General features: G+C 68.4%; 18 protein-coding genes. 9 read left to right on the top strand and 9 right to left on the bottom strand.

All coding sequences use genetic code 11. The annotated features are described in order from the left end of the window. Positions 1-36: 36 nt before the first annotated feature. Positions 37-1,260 (bottom strand): MFS transporter, encoded by a 1,224-nt coding sequence (locus C3K08_RS06025; protein WP_158679861.1) that lies wholly within the window; start codon positions 1,258-1,260, stop codon positions 37-39. A 22-nt stretch (positions 1,261-1,282) separates the two neighbouring features. Continuing rightward, positions 1,283-2,074: a pyrroline-5-carboxylate reductase gene (proC, locus tag C3K08_RS06020; RefSeq protein WP_104990485.1), complete on the bottom strand. Its 792-nt coding sequence runs from the start codon at positions 2,072-2,074 to the stop codon at positions 1,283-1,285. 118 nt (positions 2,075-2,192) lie between these two features. On the opposite strand from proC, the gene C3K08_RS06015 reads away from it, so the two are divergent. The 4 genes from C3K08_RS06015 to C3K08_RS06000 are packed head-to-tail and all read left to right on the top strand — an operon-like array spanning position 2,193 to position 4,559. Further along, positions 2,193-3,029 carry a 50S ribosomal protein L11 methyltransferase gene (locus C3K08_RS06015; RefSeq protein WP_104990484.1) on the top strand — a complete coding sequence of 279 codons (837 nt, stop codon included), beginning with the start codon at positions 2,193-2,195 and terminating at the stop codon, positions 3,027-3,029. 9 nt (positions 3,030-3,038) lie between these two features. Continuing rightward, positions 3,039-3,731 (top strand): 16S rRNA (uracil(1498)-N(3))-methyltransferase, encoded by a 693-nt coding sequence (locus C3K08_RS06010; protein WP_104990483.1) that lies wholly within the window; start codon positions 3,039-3,041, stop codon positions 3,729-3,731. A 40-nt stretch (positions 3,732-3,771) separates the two neighbouring features. Then, positions 3,772-4,146: a hypothetical protein gene (locus C3K08_RS06005; RefSeq protein WP_104990482.1), complete on the top strand. Its 375-nt coding sequence runs from the start codon at positions 3,772-3,774 to the stop codon at positions 4,144-4,146. Continuing rightward, entirely contained in the window at positions 4,143-4,559 is a 417-nt protein-coding gene (locus C3K08_RS06000) for an inorganic pyrophosphatase (protein ID WP_104990481.1), read from the top strand. The genes C3K08_RS06005 and C3K08_RS06000 overlap by 4 nt, the downstream gene beginning before the upstream one ends. Positions 4,560-4,583: 24 nt before the next feature. On the opposite strand, the gene sodA is transcribed toward C3K08_RS06000, so the two are convergent. After that, the gene (gene sodA / locus C3K08_RS05995; protein ID WP_104990480.1) at positions 4,584-5,213 is read right to left on the bottom strand and encodes a superoxide dismutase [Mn]; all 630 of its coding nucleotides are present in this window, start codon (positions 5,211-5,213) and stop codon (positions 4,584-4,586) included. 162 nt (positions 5,214-5,375) lie between these two features. Continuing rightward, positions 5,376-6,560: a tetratricopeptide repeat protein gene (locus C3K08_RS05990; protein WP_104990479.1), complete on the bottom strand. Its 1,185-nt coding sequence runs from the start codon at positions 6,558-6,560 to the stop codon at positions 5,376-5,378. Between the two features lie 223 nt (positions 6,561-6,783). Between C3K08_RS05990 and coaE the strand changes: the two genes are divergently transcribed. After that, positions 6,784-7,440 carry a dephospho-CoA kinase gene (gene coaE, locus C3K08_RS05985; protein WP_104990478.1) on the top strand — a complete coding sequence of 219 codons (657 nt, stop codon included), beginning with the start codon at positions 6,784-6,786 and terminating at the stop codon, positions 7,438-7,440. A gap of 22 nt (positions 7,441-7,462) precedes the next feature. Here coaE and C3K08_RS05980 read toward each other — a convergent pair whose 3' ends face one another. The 3 genes from C3K08_RS05980 to C3K08_RS05970 all read right to left on the bottom strand — a co-directional run bounded on the left by C3K08_RS05980 (position 7,463) and on the right by C3K08_RS05970 (position 11,843). Then, on the bottom strand, positions 7,463-9,124 hold the full coding sequence (locus C3K08_RS05980; protein WP_104990477.1) for a CTP synthase: 1,662 nt from the start codon (positions 9,122-9,124) through the stop codon (positions 7,463-7,465). A 98-nt stretch (positions 9,125-9,222) separates the two neighbouring features. Further along, positions 9,223-9,663 (bottom strand): AAA family ATPase, encoded by a 441-nt coding sequence (locus tag C3K08_RS05975; RefSeq protein ID WP_158679860.1) that lies wholly within the window; start codon positions 9,661-9,663, stop codon positions 9,223-9,225. Positions 9,664-9,731: 68 nt separating this feature from the next. Beyond that, complete coding sequence (locus C3K08_RS05970; protein WP_104990475.1) at positions 9,732-11,843, bottom strand: ATP-dependent RecD-like DNA helicase; 2,112 nt, start codon at positions 11,841-11,843, stop codon at positions 9,732-9,734. Positions 11,844-11,996: 153 nt separating this feature from the next. Between C3K08_RS05970 and C3K08_RS17860 the strand changes: the two genes are divergently transcribed. The 3 genes from C3K08_RS17860 (at position 11,997) to C3K08_RS05960 (ending at position 15,358) form a co-directional block, all read left to right on the top strand. Next, positions 11,997-12,296: a hypothetical protein gene (locus C3K08_RS17860; RefSeq protein ID WP_158679859.1), complete on the top strand. Its 300-nt coding sequence runs from the start codon at positions 11,997-11,999 to the stop codon at positions 12,294-12,296. Continuing rightward, a complete protein-coding gene (locus C3K08_RS17855; protein WP_234009192.1) occupies positions 12,284-12,559 on the top strand; it encodes an RES domain-containing protein in 276 nt (91 codons plus the stop codon). Before C3K08_RS17860 ends, C3K08_RS17855 begins: the two co-directional genes overlap by 13 nt. A gap of 81 nt (positions 12,560-12,640) precedes the next feature. Then, a complete protein-coding gene (locus C3K08_RS05960) occupies positions 12,641-15,358 on the top strand; it encodes a type ISP restriction/modification enzyme (protein WP_104990473.1) in 2,718 nt (905 codons plus the stop codon). Here the strand turns inward: C3K08_RS05960 and C3K08_RS05955 are convergent. Further along, positions 15,329-16,420, bottom strand: coding sequence for a transposase (locus tag C3K08_RS05955; RefSeq protein WP_102128614.1), 1,092 nt, complete (start codon positions 16,418-16,420; stop codon positions 15,329-15,331). The two genes, C3K08_RS05960 and C3K08_RS05955, sit on opposite strands and share 30 nt — an antisense overlap. Positions 16,421-16,517: 97 nt before the next feature. Between C3K08_RS05955 and C3K08_RS05950 the strand changes: the two genes are divergently transcribed. Next, positions 16,518-17,222, top strand: a complete 705-nt coding sequence (locus tag C3K08_RS05950; RefSeq protein WP_104990472.1) for a type ISP restriction/modification enzyme — start codon at positions 16,518-16,520, stop codon at positions 17,220-17,222. On the opposite strand, the gene C3K08_RS05945 is transcribed toward C3K08_RS05950, so the two are convergent. Continuing rightward, the gene (locus C3K08_RS05945; RefSeq protein ID WP_104990471.1) at positions 17,198-17,782 is read right to left on the bottom strand and encodes a Uma2 family endonuclease; all 585 of its coding nucleotides are present in this window, start codon (positions 17,780-17,782) and stop codon (positions 17,198-17,200) included. The two genes, C3K08_RS05950 and C3K08_RS05945, sit on opposite strands and share 25 nt — an antisense overlap. Between the last annotated feature and the right edge of the window lie 11 nt (positions 17,783-17,793).

Raw genomic sequence — 17,793 nt, 5'->3', positions numbered from 1 at the left:
GGGCAGTATAGGAGGGGTCAGCAGCGAGCCGTCCCACTACTCCAGCCGCCGCAACGCGGGCACCAGTAGCCCCAGCACCGCGACCGTTATCAGCAGCAGCCCGGCTCCCAGCAGGGCTCCCGGTGGTCCCAGCACTCCCGCCACCGTCCCCGCCATGGCGAAGCCCACGGGAACAAGGCTATAGCTCACCAGCGAGGTCAGGCCGAAGACCCGCCCCCGGTACCCGTCGGGGATGTGGGCGCCGACCCAGGCCGGATACAGCACGTTGGACACCATCGCCAAACCGTCAATGAGCAGCACAGCGACGAGGCCCACCCCCACCTCCCGCGAGAGGGCGAGGGGCAGGTAGCCCAGCAGCCCCGCCGCGAAGAGACTGCCCAGGATCGCCAGCCCGCGCCGCCGCACCCGGAGGGCTCCCATCAGGGCCACGCCCCCGAGAATCCCCACATTCATCGCCGTCAGGTAGAGGCCGTAGGTGGCGGCGGGCTGCCCCAGCGTCTCCGTGACGAACAGCGGCAGCGCCACCGCGAGCGTCGCACCACTCAGGTTGATGACGGCGAACAGGGTCAGCAGGGAGAGCAGGGCGGGCTGAGTGCGGGCGTAGCGCAGGCCGAAGCCTATATCTCCCCACACGGACGGCCGGGGGCCTTCCGGCACCGGGGAGGCCCCCACCCGCAAGCTCAGCAACCCGGCGACGAGGACACCGAAGGACAGGGCATTGACCGCCGCCGCACCCCCAGCCCCTACCACGACGAGCAGGACCCCGCCCAGCGCCGGGCCGACGATGGCGGCCACGTTGTCCCCCAGCAGGAAGAGGGCCTGTGCCCCCTGTAAGCGCTCGCGCGGCACCAGGGCGGGCAGCAGGGCATCAAAAGCCGGATTCGCCAGCGCACTCACCCCGCCGTAGAGCAGCGCCAGCGCGTAGAGGTGCCAGAGCTGCACGGCGTCCGCGAGGGCCAGCCCCGCGAAGGCCGCCATCAGCAGCCCCCGGACTGTGTTCGCCCCGACCAGGAGTCGGCGGCGGTCGACCCGGTCCGCCAGCGCACCTCCCAGCAGTGCCAGGGCGATGCCCGGCAACACCGCTACCAACAGCAGCCCGCTGAGCGCCGCCGCCGATCCGGTCAGCCTCAGCAGCAGGGCGACCTGCGCCACCCGGAAAATGCCGTCTCCCAGACCCGAGAAGGTCTGTGCCCCCCACAGCACCGCGAAGGGTCGGTGCCGAAAGAGGGCCAGAGGGGAGGCGGCGGACAGAGACCTCACGGCATCTGGGAGTGAACCTCCCCTACTCCTGATCTTTCCCCAGATCGCTGCCCCGGCGCGTCGCTGCCACGACCGCCCGCATCACCGCGCCGCGCACGCCCGCCGCCTCCAGCACCTCCAGCCCGGCGATGGTGGTGCCGCCGGGACTGGCGACCTCGTCCTTGAGCAGGCCGGGGTGCGCCCGTTGCTGGAGGAGTTCGCCACTGGCGACGAGCACCTTGGCCGCGAGTTCGTGGGCCAGGGCACGGGGCAGACCCATCCGCACCGCGCCGTCGGCCAGCGCCTCGGCCACCAGCGCGGCGTAGGCGGGGCCGGAGGCACTCATGCCGGTAAAGGCGTTGAAGAGGTGCTCGGGCAGGTCATACACGTCACCCACCGCACCGAAGAGCGACCGGGCGAAGTCGAGGTCCCCGCTGAGTTCCGCCTCGCGCGGAGCGGTGATCGCCGTCTGGCTCCGGCCGATGGTCGCGGCGAGGTTGGGCATCACCCGCACCACCCGCTTGGTGCCCAGGCGGCGGGAGAGCGTGTTGGTGCTGACCCCGGCCATCGTGCTGATGTACCCGGCGTTCTCCTGCGCGAGCCACTCGCTGATTTCCGGAAAGACGCGGGGCTGCACGCTGACGAGCACCCGCTCGGCGAAGCGCAGGTCCGAGGCGCCGATCAATGCGGCCCCCGTGCGCGAGGCGAGGTCGGAGGCCCGCCCCGCGTTCGCGTCCAGCAGCCCGATGTCTCCCGCTGCCATCACCCCGCGCGACAAGACCCCTTCCAGCAGGGCCAGCCCCAGCTTCCCGACACCGACGATGGCGAGTTTCATGGGGGAGAGTGTAGAGGCTCGTGGCGCGGGGCGTGTCGCTTGTGCAGAGGCGCTGGCTTCGGCCCCGGCCCTCCACAAGCCACGAGCCACAGGCCACCCGCCCGCTACACTCTCCCCCATGCTCGTGTACCACCTCCCCGGCACCTTCCAGACCCGCGAAACCGACCTCGACTCCCTGTGGGAGGCGGGCGCGACCGGGCTGGAAGAACGGGCCGGAGCGATCCGCGTGTATTTCGACGAGCGGGTGCCGCTGCCTGACTCCGTCTCGGACGGCGAGTGGCGCGAGGAAGCCGATCAGGACTGGCAGGCCGAGTTTCGCCGCACCCTGCGCCCGGTGCGGGCCGGACGGGTGACCATCGTGGCCCCGTGGCAGCGGGAGGAGGTCGAGGCCGGGCAACTCCCGCTGGTCATCGAACCCGGCATGGCCTTTGGGACCGGGCACCACGCGACCACCCGGCTGGCAGTGGAGGCCCTCTCCGCGCTGGAGCTGGGCACGCGCGGGCCGGGGGGCACCGGGGCGCGGGTGCTTGACGTGGGAACCGGCAGCGGCGTCCTCGCGCTCGCGGCGGCGCTGCTGGGCGCCCGCTTCGCCTTCGGGGTGGATATCGACCCCGTCACCGTGCCCATCGCGCGGGAGAATGCCGAGATCAACGGCGTGCCCGCCTCGCAGGTGCGTTTCGAGGAAGGCACGCTGGGGCTGGACGCGCTGACTTTCCCAGAGGAGGGGGTGGACGCCTACGACGTGGTCGTGGCGAACCTCTACGCCGAGCTGCACGACCTGCTCGCCGGGGAGTACGCCGCCCACCTTGTGCCGGGGGGCGACCTGATCCTGACAGGCATCCTGACGGGCAAGCTGGAGCTGGTGCGGGAGGCGCTCGCGCGGGAAGGCTTCGGGGACGTGCGCGAGACCGTGGACGGCGAGTGGGCGCTGGTGACCGCCCGCCTGCCGCAGTGAGGGCCGGAGATGGCTGAGCACCGTGTCCGCGTCCCTGCCCTGACCCCCCAGATGACCCTGGGGCCGCGTGAAGCCCGGCACCTGCACGTGCTGCGGCTGCGGCCCGGCGACCCCGTGCGCGTCTTCGACGGCCAGGGGGCCGAGGCGGGGGCGACCCTGGAAGAACTGGACGACACCCGCGCCGTCCTCGCGCTGGGGGAACGGGTGGCGGGCGCCGCCGAGACCCCGCAGCCCGTCACGCTGGCCGTCGCGCTACTGAAGGGGGATAAGCTCGCGGACGTGGTGCGGGCGGCCACCGAACTCGGCGTGGCTCGCGTGCAACTCTTGGTCACCCGTCACGCCGACGCCCGTGAGATCGGCGGGCAGAAGCTCACGCGCCTGCGGCGGGTGGCGGAGGAAGCCAGCAAGCAGTCGCGCCGGGCGGTGACGCCGGAGGTGCTTGACCCCGTTTCCCTGACCGACCTGAGCTGGGAGGGCCAGTTGTTCGTCGCCCAGCCCGGCAGCCGGGAGCGCCTGACGGACCACCTGACCTGGGACGCCCCGGTGACGGTGCTGACCGGGCCGGAGGGCGGACTCTCGGACACGGAGGTCGCGGCCCTGACCGCACGGGGCGCCGTCGCCGTCACCCTCGGCCCGCGCATCCTGCGGGCGGAGACGGCCCCGGTGGCGCTGCTGGGGGCCATCGTGGCGACCGGGGTGTAGGGCGGGGCCTGCCCTCACGGCCCCTCCTTACAATGCCCCCATGTCCCCCCGCCTCCTGCTGACCCTGCTGCTGCTGGCCCCCGCCCTGGCGGGCTGCCGCTACAACTTCGTGCCGCTGATTCCCCCGCAGGTCGAGGTCGAGCTGCCCGCCCGCATCACCGAAGCCAGCCTGCGCCGCGCGGGGCAGGAACTGGAACTGCGGGCGCGGGTGGAGGGCCGCTTCGAGCCGGGCTATCTGGAGGTCGTGTGGTTCGACGGCTCGCGCGAACTGGGGCGCGACAGCGTGTACCTCGACGCCGCGCAGCGGGAGGCCCGTTTCACGCTGGCCGCCCCCGCGCAGGGGGCCTACCGCGCCGCGCTGAGCTTCGGGGGCACGGTGCTGCGGCAGGTCGAGCTGTACGAGGTCCAGCCATGACCGCCCTCCGCGAGCGTGAAGGCGTGGTGGAGTGGACGCGCGGCACCCTGGACCGCTGGGTATGGCGCGGCGGCGAGGTCGTGCCGTACCGCCAGGAACCCTGGGCCGCCCCGGTGAACTACGGCTGCCTGCCCGGTCTGCTCAACCCCGCCGACGGCAGCGACGTGGACGCCGTGTGGCTGGGCGAAGCACTCACGGTGGGTACCCGCCCCAGCGCCCCGCCCGCCGGACTGCTGCACCTCGCGGACGGCGACCACAAGGTCATCTTCGGGAATCTGGAGGAACACCACGGGGGCGACCTCCTCACGCTGCTGGCGTGGTTCGGCCCGGAGCGTGAGGCGCAGGTGCTGGGGCCGGAAGAGGCCGAAGCGTGGTTGGCCGGGCTGGAGCAGCAAACAACCCCAGGCACGTGACCTGGGGCTGCTGGGGGGGAGGGGTTACTGCCCCTTCGCCTCGGCGTAGCGGCGGGCGACCTCGTCCCAGTTGACGACGTTCCAGAAGGCCGCGAGGTAGTCGGGGCGCTTGTTCTGGTAGTTCAGGTAGTAGGCGTGCTCCCACACGTCCACTCCCAGAATCGGGGTGCCGCTCGTGCCGGAAATCGCCTCGCCCATCAGCGGGTTGTCCTGGTTGGCGGTCGAGACGACGGCGAGGTTCCCGTTCTGCACGACCAGCCACGCCCAGCCCGAGCCGAAGCGCGTCTTGCCCGCGTCCTCGAACTTCTGCTTGAAGGCGTCGAAGGACCCGAAGGCCTGCTCGATGGCCGCCGCAAGTTCGCCCTGCGGTTGACCCTGGCCCTGCGGGGTCATGACCTGCCAGAAGAGGCTGTGGTTGGCGTGGCCGCCCGCGTTGTTGCGCAGGGCGCCCTTCTTGTCAGCCGGGACCTGGTCGAGCTGCTGAATCAATCGCTCGACGCTGAGGTTCTCCATGCCGGTGCCTTCGAGCGCCTTGTTCGCGTTGTCGATGTAGGCCTGGTGGTGCCGGGTGTGGTGGATCTCCATCGTCCGCGCGTCGATATGGGGTTCAAGGGCGTCGTAGGCGTAGGGCAGGGGGGGCAGTTGGTAGGCCATGGAAATGCTCCTTTCGGGCCGGGATCACCCACCCACGGTGGGCGGGAGGCGGCAACAGTCCTCATCTTAGCCGCGCCCCGCCCCCGGCCGGGCTTAAGGGAAAGTTCAGACGCCCGCAAAAACCCCCTCCCAGGCGCGGAAGGGGGGTGAAAGTGCGTGAGGTCAGCGGACGCGCGTCAGGCCTTCGCGGGCCAGGGCGTAACCCGGGTTGAGCTTGAGCGCCCGCTCGTAATTCTCGCGGGCCTTGAGGCGGTCGGGGGCGATGGCCCCGGCGCCGCGCTCGTAGCTCAGGCCCAGGTAGTAGATCCACTCGGCGGTCGTGCTGCCCAGCGCCACCGCGCGGGTGAGGTTCTCACGGGCCGCCTTGAGATCGCCCGCGTCGAGGTCGAGGCGCCCGAGGTAGTAGTAGAACTCGGGGTAGCGCAGCGGATCGAGCCGCACTGCCTGCGCGAGCTGCGCCCGCGCGGTCACCGGGTCGCGGCTGAGGTAGCTCACCACGCCGTACTGCCCGACCGCGTAGGGATTGTTCGGGGCGAGGCGGGCCGCCTGCGCCGCTTCCGGCTTGGCCGCCGTGACGTTGCCGCTCAGGGCGAGCAGCTTGGCATAGTAGGCGCGGTTGTAGGCGTCGGCGGGGTCGGTGATCACCGCCCGCTGCAGGCTGTCGAGCGCCGCCACGAGGTTCCCGGTGGCGTAGTACATGTCGCCGAGGTTGAACAGGATCAGCCCATTCTCGGGGTTGAGGGTGCTGGCCTGCTTGAAGGCCTCGATGGCCTGGGTGGCCGCCCCCTGAAGGCGCAGCACGTTGCCGCGCTCGTTCCAGACCTTGCTGAGGTTGAGGTTGCGCTCGGCTTCCGGGCTCGCCTGCGCGAGCGCTTCGGCCTGGGTCAGCACCCCCAGGGCTTGAGCGAGGTTGCCCGACACGCTGGCCCGGTCCCCCGCCCCGATGAACTGCTGCTGGTAAGCCTGCGCGAGCGCGAGGTGCCCGCTGAGGTTGCGGGCGTCCTGGGTGATCAGGCGCCGCAGCGTCTCGATGGCGGGTGCGTAGAGCCGCAGCTTGACCTGCGAGCGGCCCAGGCCCAGCAGGGCGTCGCTGCTCCGGGAATCGATCTCGGCGGCGGCGCGAAAAGCCACGTAGGCCTGATCGAAGTTGCCCCGGCCGTAGTAGAAGTTACCCAGTGCCACGTAGTTCGCGGCGGGCAGCGGGGCCGCCTGGGGAGTCGCCGGGGCCGCGGGCTGCGCCGAGGCAGGCGCCGGCGGCGGCGTCTGCGTCGGGGGCGCCTGGGTCTGGGCCAGGGCCGCAGACAGGGTGGCCGCCGCGAGCAGCGGGCCGAGGGTACGTCGTTTCACTCAGAAACCTCCAGGGGTGAGGCTAACACCGGCGTCAGAGGGGCGCAAGCCGGAGTCGGGGGCCAGGCGGGACCGCATCCGCCCAAGATAGGCTGGCCCGTCAGAAGCGGGGTGAAGTCCGTGTGAGAGGGCAAAATCGGAACCGCGCAGGGCAGAGGCATCGTCCCCGGCAGCGTAGGAGCGCCGGGTGACGGGCACCTGACGGCGGCCCTAGACTGCCCCCATGCCTTCCCTCTCCCCCGCCCAGCCGCGCCGACTGGGCCTGACCGGCAGCATCGGCGCGGGCAAGAGCACGGTCGCGGCCCTGTTGCGGGAGCGCGGCCTGACCGTCCTCGACGCCGACGAGGTCGCCCGCGAGGTGACCCGCGACCCAGCGGTCCTGGCCGAGATCGAAGCCGAGTTTCCCGGCGTGGTGCAGGGCGGCAAACTCGACCGGGCGGCGCTCGCGGCGCGGGTGTTCGGGGACCCGGCGCGGCTCGCGGTGCTGAACGGCATCACCCACCCGCGTGTGCGGGCACGAATGCTGGCGCTGGAACAGGAAGCCGCCGCCCGTGGGGAGGAGTGGATCGTGCAGGACGTGCCCCTGCTGTTCGAGGGGGGCTTGGAGAAGCAGATGGACGCCGTGCTCGTCGTGGACGCGCCGCTGGAGGTCCGCGTCTCACGTGTGACCGCCCGCTCCGGCCTGACGCGCGAGGAGGTAATGGCGCGGGACGCCCGCCAGATGCCCGCCGAGGAGAAACGGCGGCGGGCCACCGCCGTGCTGGACAACGGGGGGGGGCTGGAGGGGCTGGCGGAACAGGTGGACGCGGTGCTGGAGACGCTGGGCATCCCGCTTCCAGCTCCCAGCGGCCAGCAGGAGAAAAGCCCCAGCACGCGCTGAGGCTCCCTGGTCTCCTGTCGCCTTACGCTTCCGCTTTCTCGGACTGGCTGCTGGTGGCTGGCCGCTGGCCGCTTCCCAACGCCGCCGCCACGAACCCCGCGAAGGGCGGGCTCGGCCGCATCGGACGGCTCTTGAACTCGGGGTGGGCTTGCAGGGCCACGAAGAAGGGATGGTCCGCGATCTCGATGCTCTCCACGAGCCCGGCCCCGCGCCCCGCAACGCCGGGGGTCACGCCGCTGATCGTCAGCCCGGCGGCCTGAAGCTGCTCTACGTAGGCAGGATTGACCTCGTAGCGGTGGCGGTGGCGCTCCTTGACGGTGCCTCCCCCCGGCACGCCGTACAGCTCGGCGATCCTTGTCCCGGCGCGGAGGTCCATCGGCCAGTCGCCCAGGCGCATGGTGCCGCCCATCCCGGCGACCTCCAGTTGCTCGGGCATCAGGTCCACGACCTTGTGCGGCGCGTAGGGATCGAATTCGGCAGAGTTGGCCCCCTCCAGTCCGGCCTTGTGGCGGGCGTACTCGATCACCGCGATCTGCATCCCCAGGCAGATGCCCAGGTACGGCACCCCGCGCGTGCGGGCGTACTCGGCGGCGCGAATCTTGCCCTCGATGCCGCGAATGCCGAAGCCGCCGGGCACCAGGATGCCGTCGGCGTCCCCGAGTTGCGATTCGAGGTCCCCGTCCGTCAGCTCCTCGGCATTCACCCACTTGATGTTCACGCGGGCATCGTTGGCGATTCCGGCGTGGGTGAGCGACTCCAGCAGGCTGAGGTAGGCGTCGGGCATCTCGGTGTACTTGCCCGCCAGGGCAATGGTGACCTCGTTCGCCGGGTGCTTGATCGTCCGCACCGCGTTCTGCCACACGCCCAGATTGGGGTGGGTGCGCTCCAGCCCCAGCAGGTCCTCGACCGCCTTGCCCAGGCCCTGCTCCTCCAGCGCGAGCGGCACCTCGTAGACATGGCCCACGTCGTAGGAGGAAAACACCCGGTTCTCCCGCACCGAGGTGAACAGCGCGATCTTGCGGGTGATCTCGGGCGGCAGCTTGTCCTTGGAGCGCACCATCACGATGTCGGGGCTGATGCCCACCGAGCGCAGGGTCGCCACCGAGTGCTGGGTGGGCTTGGTCTTGAACTCGTTGGACGTGCCCAGGTACGGCACCAACGTGAGGTGCAGGTACAGCACGTTCTCGTCGCCCTCGTCGAAGCGGAACTGCCGGATCGCTTCCAGGAAGGGCAGCGACTCGATGTCGCCCACCGTGCCGCCCACCTCGATCAGCACGATCTCGGCGCCCGCCGTCTCGCCCGCCGCGCGGATGCGGCGTTTGATCTCGTCGGTGACGTGCGGGATGACCTGCACCGTCTGCGAGAGGTAGTCCCCGGCCCGCTCGCGGCGGATCACTTCGAGGTACACCTGCCCGGTCGTGATGTTGCTGCCGGGCGGAATGTCGAGGTCGAGGAAGCGCTCGTAGTTGCCGATGTCGAGGTCCGTCTCGGCCCCGGACGCGGTCACGAAGACCTCGCCGTGTTCGTAGGGCCGCATGGTGCCCGCGTCGATGTTGATGTAAGGGTCGATCTTGACCGCCGTGACCTTGTAGCCCCGCGCCCGCAGGAGGGCGCCCAGGGACGCACTCGCCACGCCCTTGCCGAGGCTGCTGACCACGCCGCCCGTCACGAAGATGTATTTCATGCCTGAACACGAGCGCCCGCCCCACGCGGGGCCAAAAAGAAAAACCGGGGCGCTCGGCCTCCGGAATTGAAGGATAGCATGGGTTAAGGGTCAATTCCCTACTCGAAAGACACTTGGAGCGCGGTCTCGTCCGGTCCGAGAGGCTCGAATCGCGGCCTGAGCCGGGTGAAGGTCTCGTCGGCAATCGGCAGCACTCCCGGCTCCAGATTACGCCGCCGGATACGTCGCCACGCCTCCTCCTCGGGAAGCTCCAGCGCGTAAAACGTCAACGGTACGCCGAGCGCGGAAGCTTCCGCACGTAGGCCATCGCGGCCCCTGCGCGTCCAGAACCCGTAGTCGAGGATGACGTGAATGCCCAGGGTGACGGCACGTTTCCACTGGCCCTCCAGCACGGCGGTGACACGTCGGGAAGCGACCGGGAACTCCTCGGCATTCAGGTCAGGGCCGTACAGGGCGACAATCCACTCGTCGATGGTGAACCGCAGGGCGGGCAACTCGTGCTCCAGACGCCGGGCCAGCGTCGTCTTACCGCTGCCCATGTAGCCGTGCAGGGCGTGAATACCCGCCGAATGGACCGGGGATGCGAGGGACGACGGCACGTCTTTCCTCACCGCCCCCGCACCCGCTCCAGCAGCGCCGTGTTGCGTTCCTCGCGCTGGCGCCCGGCGGCCTTCTCCCACGCCGAAGCCGACCCCACCGCGTAGAAGCGGTCGCGGGCACGGGTGAGCGCCGTATACACCAGATTGCGCGAGAGCATCGGCATGTGGGCCTCGTGCAGCACCCCGAGGACGGTGGGCCACTCGCTGCCCTGAGCGCGGTGGACGGTCAGGGCGTAGCCGAGTTGCAGGTTGAACAGTTCGGCCCCGCCCAGGTCCACGATGTTGCCGTCGAAGTCCACGGTGAGGCGACTGCCCTCCGCCTTGAGGACGGTGCCCAGCGTGCCGTTAAAGACCTCGTTCTGGTAGTCGTTCTTCGTCTGCACGACCACGTCGCCGGGGCGGGCCTCGCCGTCCCCGATGCGGATGCCGCCCTGACCGGGATTGAAGAGGCTCTGGAGGTGGGTGTTCAGCAGCTCGACCCCCAGCGGTCCCTTGCGCATGGGCGTGAGCACCTGCACCTGCCCCGGCCCGCCAAGTTCGCGCACCATCAAGGCCACCCGGCGGGCGCCCACGTCGGGTTCGGTTTCGGTGAGGGCCAGGCGAGGGTCACCCCACCCCGGCGCCTGCCCATGCAGCAGGCCGTGAGCCGCCCGGATGATGGGGTTCTCGGCGGCCTGACGGTACACGGTGGTCAGGCGGACGGTGGGGGCGGTCTGCGCGATGGCGAGGAGGGGCAGCCCCGCGTCCACGGGCGGAAGCTGGTCGGTGTCGCCCACGAGCAGCACCCGCGCCCCCGGCGGCACGGCGGCGAGCAGCGAGAGCATCAGCGCGTCGCCGCACATGCTGACCTCGTCCACGATCAGGAGGTCATAGGGCGCGGGTTCGAGGTGGTTGTGCCGGAACCCCGCCGGGCCGTACCCCAGCAACCGGTGAATGGTGGACGCGGGGCGCCCGGTCACCTCCCCCAGACGGCGGGCCGCCTTGCCGGTGGGGGCACACAGGCCGACCTCCAGCCCCAGCTTTTCCGCGAGGTCCGCGACCGCCCGCGTGGTCGTGCTCTTGCCGGTGCCGGGGCCACCGGTCAGCACGACGAGGCGATTCTCCTCCAGCAGGTTCAGCACCCCCGCCTGTTCCGCCGACAGCCCCTTCGCCGCGCCCTTGGGCACCGTCCACTCGTCCCCGGCGGGCGGGGTGGCGAGGAGGGTGCGGATCAGGGTAGCGAGCTTCTTCTCGGCCCGCAGGACGTGGGGGAGGTAGATGCGGCTCTCCCCGTCTTTGGTGGGGTCGTCGCACAGGCGGCCAAGTTCGGTGGCTGTCTCCACCGCAAGCTTGGCCTGCTCCGCCGATACGCGGGTGTAGTGCATGACTCCGCGCTCCGCCCTTGCGCGGGGCAGGAAGGAGTGCCCGCCCTGCTGCCCGGCCTGCTGAAGCGCGTACACGGCGGCGGCGGTCAGGCGGCGGGGGTCGTCGTTCGCGCCTCCTGCGGCCTGCCACAGCTTGTCGGCGGTCACGAAGCCGATGCCCTCCACCTCGGTCAAGGCGAAGAGGTCGGCCTGAAGGCGTTCCAGTGCCGCTTCCCCGAAGTGCTTGACCGCCCGCTGCGCCTGGGAGATGGAGAGGCCGAGGCCCTGGAGTCCCGCGAGCAATCGGCGTTCCAGTCCCTGCTGGCTCCAACTGGAGACCATCTTGTGCAGGGTGGACTGGGTGACGCCGGGCACCTGGAGCAGCTTCTCGGGGTCCTGTTCCAGCACGTCGAAGGTGGACGGCCCGAAGGTCTTGGCGATGCGCCCGGCAAGCACCTTGCCCACCCCACCCACCCGCGCTTCAAGGTAGGCAGCGACGCCCGCTTCGGTGAGGTCGGCGGGCTGGGCTTCGAGCACCATGTTCAGCACCCGGTACTGGTAGCCGTACTCGCGGTGCTCCTCCATCAGCACCTCGGCGCTGAAGGTGTCCCCGGCGTCCAGCGGGGGCATCACGCCGATCACGGTGGCGTCGGGGTCCTCGCCCTCGGAGTTGCGCAGGCGGGCGGTCATCACGGTAAAGCCGGTGTCGGAGCGGAAGCGCACCTTGTTGACGCCGCCCGTCACGCGAAACGGCTCGGTGGGGGGCTGAGCGGTCATGGACGAGAGGATAGCGCGGCCCGTCCGGTTCTGTTGGGGGCAGAATAGGGGGCGGCCGGGCCTTCATCTTCTTGAGCTGATTTGGGCAGCGAGGACGTAGTGGCTGAACGGGGTCCCAATCCACCCGGTCCTGCCGACCGGTAGGGTCAGGCCATGCTGCGGGACACCGACTTACGAGAAGCGCTTCAATCCCTGCCCACCGCCTCCTGGGAAGGCCAGGTCTTCCGCTGCGTGAAGGGCGTGACGGCGGACGAGGTGCAGGAGAACCTGTGCAACCTGACCAAAGACGGCCGCTACAGCCGGGGCGAAGACCTGCGGGTGCTGTACACGTCCCACGGGTGGGAGGTGGCGGGCATGGAGTTCCGGCAGTCCCCGGCCACGCCGACCCCGCCGACCTGCGCGGCGCGACGTGCCTGGGCCTGCGCGTGCGGGCGGAGCGGGTGCTGGACCTGACGGACGCGGAGGTGCGGGAGCGGTTGGGTACTTCCTTGCAGGAGCTGACGGGCGACTGGCAATTGCTGAACGAGCAGGGCGAGGACGCGCCCACCCAGCGGCTGGGGCGGGCCGCCTTCGAGTCCGGGCGCTTCGACGCGGTGCGGGCGCCCAGCAAGCTGCGGCCCGGCGAGGCGAATCTGCTGGTGTTCGTGGACCGGATCGGGGAGCGGGTTGCGGCGACGGACCTGCCGCCCGGCTTCCCGGAGCGGGTGGAGGTGTAGGCCGGGAGACAGGAACCCTGCGGTTGCCCAGTTCTCAAATTGAGCCCACAGACGAGTTGCGGCCCCTAAACTGAGGGGCACATGACCAGCCCCTCCCCCACCCCCGCACAGGCGCAGGCGGCTATCCGGGCTTACCTCGACCGTATCGAGCAGGACCTGAAGGCCGGGCACGCCACCGAGCACACGCACCGCGCCGCCCTGAGCACCCTGCTGGAAGCCCTGATGCCGGGCACAACGGCCACGAACGAGCCCAAGCGCGGCAAGTACGGCGCTCCTGACTACTTGATTCAGCACACTGAGCAGGGAACTGCGCTCACCCTGGGGTATGCCGAGGCCAAGGACGTGGGAATCAGCCTGGGGGACACCGAGAGGACCGGGCAACTTCAGCGTTACCGCGCGGCCCTCCCCAACCTGCTGCTGACCGATTACCTGGAGTTCCGCTGGTACGTCAGCGGCGAGAAACGCGGCGCCAGCGCGACCCTTGGCACGTGGGACGGCCAGAAACTCACGCGCAGTAAAGACGGTCCCGCCGGGTTAAGCGCCCTGCTGGACGGCTTCGCAGCCCAGACACCTCTGGAAATCGGTACGGCCAAGGAACTCGCCGCGCGAATGGCCCGCCTGACCGCCCTGATTCGCAGCGTCACGCTGGACGTGCTCCTGGCGGGCGAGGCCAGCGACACCCTGAAAGACCTGCTCGACTCGTTCCGCAAGACCATCCTGCCAGGCCTGACGCACGAGGACTTCTCGGACATGTACGCGCAGACCCTCGCCTACGGCCTCTTCGCCGCGCGGGTCCAGCACGCCCGAGCGCCGGGCGCTGCGCCCTTCAACCGCCAGGACGCCGCCCGCAATATCCCCAAGACCAACCCGCTGCTGCAAAAGCTGTTCTATACCCTGACCGGGCCGGAACTGGACGACGAACCCTACGTCACTCTGGTAGATGACCTCGCCGGACTGCTGGCCCACGCCGCCATCGACCGGATTCTGGCTGAATTCGGCACGCAGGTGCGCGAGGAAGACCCCATCGTCCACTTCTACGAAACCTTTCTGGCCCAGTACAACCCCCGTCTGCGCGAGCAGCGCGGCGTGTACTACACCCCCACGCCCGTGGTGGACTACATTGTTCGCAGCGTGGACGCCCTGCTGAAGCGTGACTTCGGGCTGGAGGACGGCTTGGGGGACACGGGGAAAACCACCGTCACCACCAGTGATGACCAGGGAAGCCAGAAGCAGTTCAGCGCCCCGCGCCTACTGATCACCGACCCCGCCACCGGCACCGGCACCTTTCCCTATCAGATCATCCGGCTGCTGCGGCAGCGGTATCAGGCCAGCGACAACGCCGGGCAGTGGCCCGCCTTCGTGCGCGACCACCTGATCCACGCCCTGTACGGCTTCGAGCTGATGATGGCTCCCTACGCCGTCGCCCACCTGAAGCTCAGCATGGAACTTGGCGGCCTGGACCTGCCGGACAGCACCCCCACCGAGCAGCAGGAACGCGACGCCCTGAGCGTCCGCCTGGGCCGCCGCCTGAACGTCTACCTCACCAACACCCTGGAAGACCCGCAGCACGAAATCCAGACCCTCCCCGGCCAGTTCCGCGCCATCAGCGACGAGGCGCAGGCCGCCGGAAAGATCAAGGCCGACTACCCCATCATGGTCGTGCTGGGCAACCCGCCCTACAGCGGCCACAGCGCCAATAAGAACGTGTGGATCGACGACCTGCTCAAGGGCACTGTCCGTATCAAAGGCAAGGTGGACAAGGCCCGCCGCATCGCTGGCAACTACTACGAGGTCGACGGGCAACCGCTGGGCGAGCGCAATCCCAAGTGGCTGCAAGACGATTACGTCAAGTTCATCCGCTGGGCGCAGTGGCGCGTCGAGCAGACGGGCGCGGGCATCGTCGCCTTTATCACCCCGCACGGCTACCTGGACAACCCCACCTTCCGGGGCATGCGCCAGAGCCTGACCCGCACCTTTGACGATATTTACGTGCTGGACCTGCACGGCAACGCCAACAAGAAGGAAAAGGCACCCGACGGCAGCGCCGACCAGAATGTCTTTGATATCCGTACCGGGGTCGCCATCGGCCTCTTTGTCCGCAGGGAGGGCGCCCCCGGCCCCCGCAACAGCCAGATTCACCGCGCCGACCTGTGGGGCGATAGGGAAAGCAAATACCGCTGGTTGTCAGAGAATGACGTGCTGAGCGGTGGCTATCAGACGTTGGAGCCGAGCAGCCCGACATACCTGTGGGCCGACCAGGATGCAGAGATCAGGGGGGAATACGAGAAAGGGTGGAATTTACTAAAAATTATGTCTAACACATCCACCGGCGTCCTAACTGCCCGAGACGCCCTGACTATTGATATGGACGCGCAACAGGCGTTGCAACGGGCAGAAGCGTTCGTAGGGATGCCGGAAGAGCAGGCACGGCAACACTTTAACTTAGGTAAGGACGCCCGCGACTGGACAGTGAAGGGCGCCCAAGCTGACTTGCAAGCTGTAGGATCCCTTGCTAACTTAGTAACGCCGATTTTGTACAGGCCATTTGACGTGCGCTTCACAATATTTACGGGAAAGAATCGGGGGTTTATGTGTAACCCACGTACTGAGATTATGACGCATTTTCTAAACAAAAATATTGGTCTGATTACTCGTAGGCAGGCACCAGAAGAACCCAGCTACGGCTATGTTTTTATAACACAGTACATTGTCTCTGATGGCGCGATTCGTTCCGACAACAAAGGCGGTGAATCCGTCTTTCCATTGTACTCAGGAGTTGCACCTCGCATAGCGCAGTGAATAGCCGTGCTGGCGGAGAAATTCCGAGTTTCTGCTGAACGTCAGGAGCAGGCGGTTCAAATGAACGTCTGGCATGACCGTCATCAGTGCCAGAGCAGCACACGCCTCCAGGGTCATCCCGGTCTCTCGGTGCAGGATGGCCAGTGTCCAGGCCAGGAACACCAGCAGGACCCAGCGATCCAGGCCCACAGCAGTTCGCAATGCGAACTGCGCCAGACCAAACTGGTGCTTGCCCTCCTTGAAGAACGATTCCTCACTCCACCGCTTTGCCCCCTCGGCGACCACCTCGTCGCCTTCCATCAGTTCCGAAGAAACCGCGTGAAACACCCGGTCTCCACGGTCGACGCGACCCAGCACCAGCGGGTCATGCGGCCAGTTCTTCAATTCGATGTAGCCTCCATGCGGACAGTCAGCCACCGTGACCTCGCCTGGGTGCATCGTCCGCCGGGTTGACCGAACGCCCACCACAAACTCGAAGCCCAGCTGCCTGACTTCATCCAGGAAGACAGCGGATTCGAATCCGCTGTCTGCTAACACGCGAATCCGGAATCGACGACGGATCGCGTCTGGGACGGTTCGCAGAAGTTCTCGTGCCAGAGTCACTGGGGTCGCTGTCCCCTTGCCCCGGTAGACCCGGTACCCCACGGGAAACTTCACCGCTCCGTATTCGGCGAACAACACGACCAGATGGATGCCGTGAACCTCGTTGTAGACGCGAACGAAGGGCAGCGTGCTGCCCTTTTTTTCGATGCTGGTCAGGTCGACACTCAGCCGCAGGAGTGGGCGGTGTTTTCGTCGGGCCGCGACAAGCAGCGCGTCCCACTGGGCGCGCTGCAAGATGGCCCAACCCTGTGCCGTATCCCAGGGGTACTCGTTCAGGAGGCGGCTCAGCGCACTTTTGCTGACCAACTCAGCGCGGTGCAACGCCGTTTTGGTGGCAGTGTCCAGGAACATCGACAGCGCAGCCTCCAGGCTGCGCTGTTGGTAGGACGTGGTTGGAACGGCCAGGAACTCATCTGCCAGAATGCGGACGCGCTCCCCCAGAATCTGTGACGTAGACACTCCCAGATTTTCTCGGCTGGGAGCGCTTCCCCGTCGTTATGCAGGTGCAACTCCTGAGTTGTACGCTTACAAACCACAGCATGAAGCAAACGGCCCGATGCTGACTGCCTACGATTTCCCAATTGACTCGAAAGGCCGGACGCCCAACATCTCCAAGAAGTTCATCACGGCGCTGACGGAAGCCACGGACCTGACTTTCGCCCCCGACGGCGAGACGAATGGCAACCCTGACCTCTACACGCCCGAGGACGTGTTTCATTACATCTACGCGGTGCTGCATAGTCCGAACTACCGCACGCGCTACGCCGATTTCCTCCGCACGGATTTTCCGCGCATTCCCCTGCCCGACTCGGCGGAACGCTTCCGGGCGCTGGCGGAGCTGGGAGCCGAACTGGCGGGCTTGCACCTGCTGAGAACGGCGCCCAAGCTGGGCGGCTTTCCCAAGGCGGGCGGAAACGAGGTAATGAAGGGGTATCCAAAGTATTCGCCGCCCGCAGCGGGCGACAGTGCGGAGGGGAGGAGCGCGGATGGAAGTGAGGCGGGCAAAGTGCTGATCAACCCGCAGCAGTGGTTCACGGGCGTGCCGCCGGAAGTCTGGAGCTTCCGCGTGGGTGGTTATCAGCCCGCTGAGAAATGGCTGAAGGATCGGCGCGGGCGAACGCTGAGCTTCGGGGACGTGCAGCACTATCAGCGGATGCTGGGGGCGCTGGCGGGGACGGTGGAGCTGATGCGGCAGGTGGATCAGGCGGCGACGGGGCTGTGGGAGGTAGCGACGGCTCAGGCGTCCTGCACGCCCGCGTAAATCTCGTCCAGCGGCAATTCCGTCTGCGGGCACGGCAGCGGAATGACCCCCTGGCCTGCGTACTCGGTGAGGACCCATTCGCTGTCCTCCCGATGGTAGGCGTAGACCCGCCGCTCCTCCTGCGCGACGATCAGGTAGGTTCGGAGGGAAGGCGGGGACGTATACGCCGCATATTTGGCATGCCGGTCGGTAGCGGCGGTGCGGCGGGACAGCACCTCGACCAGCAGGCAGGGGGAGGACTCGAAGTAGGGCTCGCCGTTGTCTGGTCCGCAGGCGACCATCACGTCGGGGTAGTAGAAAGACCCCTCGGGCTCGATCCGGACTTTCATGTCCGAGGCGTAGAGGCGGCGGTGGGCGCGGCGGCACGGGCCGTACAGGGCATGGTGGACGTTGCCCGTGATGGTGACGTGCCCCTTGCTGGCCCCGGCCTGTGCCCGCGCCCCGTCCCCCTGATCGAGCACGTACACGAATCCGTTCACGTACTCCCGCTTGACCGGACTGTCCGGCTCGGTGCGGAGGTACTCCTCCACACTCATGCGCTGGAAGGCGGGGTCGCTCATGCCCATATGCT

Origin of the sequence: Deinococcus sp. NW-56, assembly GCF_002953415.1 — a bacterium.
Classification (GTDB): domain Bacteria; phylum Deinococcota; class Deinococci; order Deinococcales; family Deinococcaceae; genus Deinococcus.
Note: the sequence above shows the minus strand (reverse complement) of the source record. Positions and strands in the feature narration are given on the sequence as shown.

Bases quoted from the DNA above. Each gene is read 5' to 3' on its own strand.
- proC (WP_104990485.1), bottom strand. From the start codon at position 2,074: ATGAAACTCGCCATCGTCGGTGTCGGGAAGCTGGGGCTGGCCCTGCTG.
- C3K08_RS06015 (WP_104990484.1), top strand. From the start codon at position 2,193: ATGCTCGTGTACCACCTCCCCGGCACCTTCCAGACCCGCGAAACCGAC.
- C3K08_RS06010 (WP_104990483.1), top strand. From the start codon at position 3,039: ATGGCTGAGCACCGTGTCCGCGTCCCTGCCCTGACCCCCCAGATGACC.
- C3K08_RS06005 (WP_104990482.1), top strand. From the start codon at position 3,772: ATGTCCCCCCGCCTCCTGCTGACCCTGCTGCTGCTGGCCCCCGCCCTG.
- C3K08_RS06000 (WP_104990481.1), top strand. From the start codon at position 4,143: ATGACCGCCCTCCGCGAGCGTGAAGGCGTGGTGGAGTGGACGCGCGGC.
- sodA (WP_104990480.1), bottom strand. From the start codon at position 5,213: ATGGCCTACCAACTGCCCCCCCTGCCCTACGCCTACGACGCCCTTGAA.
- coaE (WP_104990478.1), top strand. From the start codon at position 6,784: ATGCCTTCCCTCTCCCCCGCCCAGCCGCGCCGACTGGGCCTGACCGGC.
- C3K08_RS05980 (WP_104990477.1), bottom strand. From the start codon at position 9,124: ATGAAATACATCTTCGTGACGGGCGGCGTGGTCAGCAGCCTCGGCAAG.
- C3K08_RS05975 (WP_158679860.1), bottom strand. From the start codon at position 9,663: ATGGGCAGCGGTAAGACGACGCTGGCCCGGCGTCTGGAGCACGAGTTG.
- C3K08_RS05970 (WP_104990475.1), bottom strand. From the start codon at position 11,843: ATGACCGCTCAGCCCCCCACCGAGCCGTTTCGCGTGACGGGCGGCGTC.
- C3K08_RS17860 (WP_158679859.1), top strand. From the start codon at position 11,997: ATGCTGCGGGACACCGACTTACGAGAAGCGCTTCAATCCCTGCCCACC.
- C3K08_RS05960 (WP_104990473.1), top strand. From the start codon at position 12,641: ATGACCAGCCCCTCCCCCACCCCCGCACAGGCGCAGGCGGCTATCCGG.
- C3K08_RS05950 (WP_104990472.1), top strand. From the start codon at position 16,518: ATGCTGACTGCCTACGATTTCCCAATTGACTCGAAAGGCCGGACGCCC.
- C3K08_RS05945 (WP_104990471.1), bottom strand. From the start codon at position 17,782: ATGAGCGACCCCGCCTTCCAGCGCATGAGTGTGGAGGAGTACCTCCGC.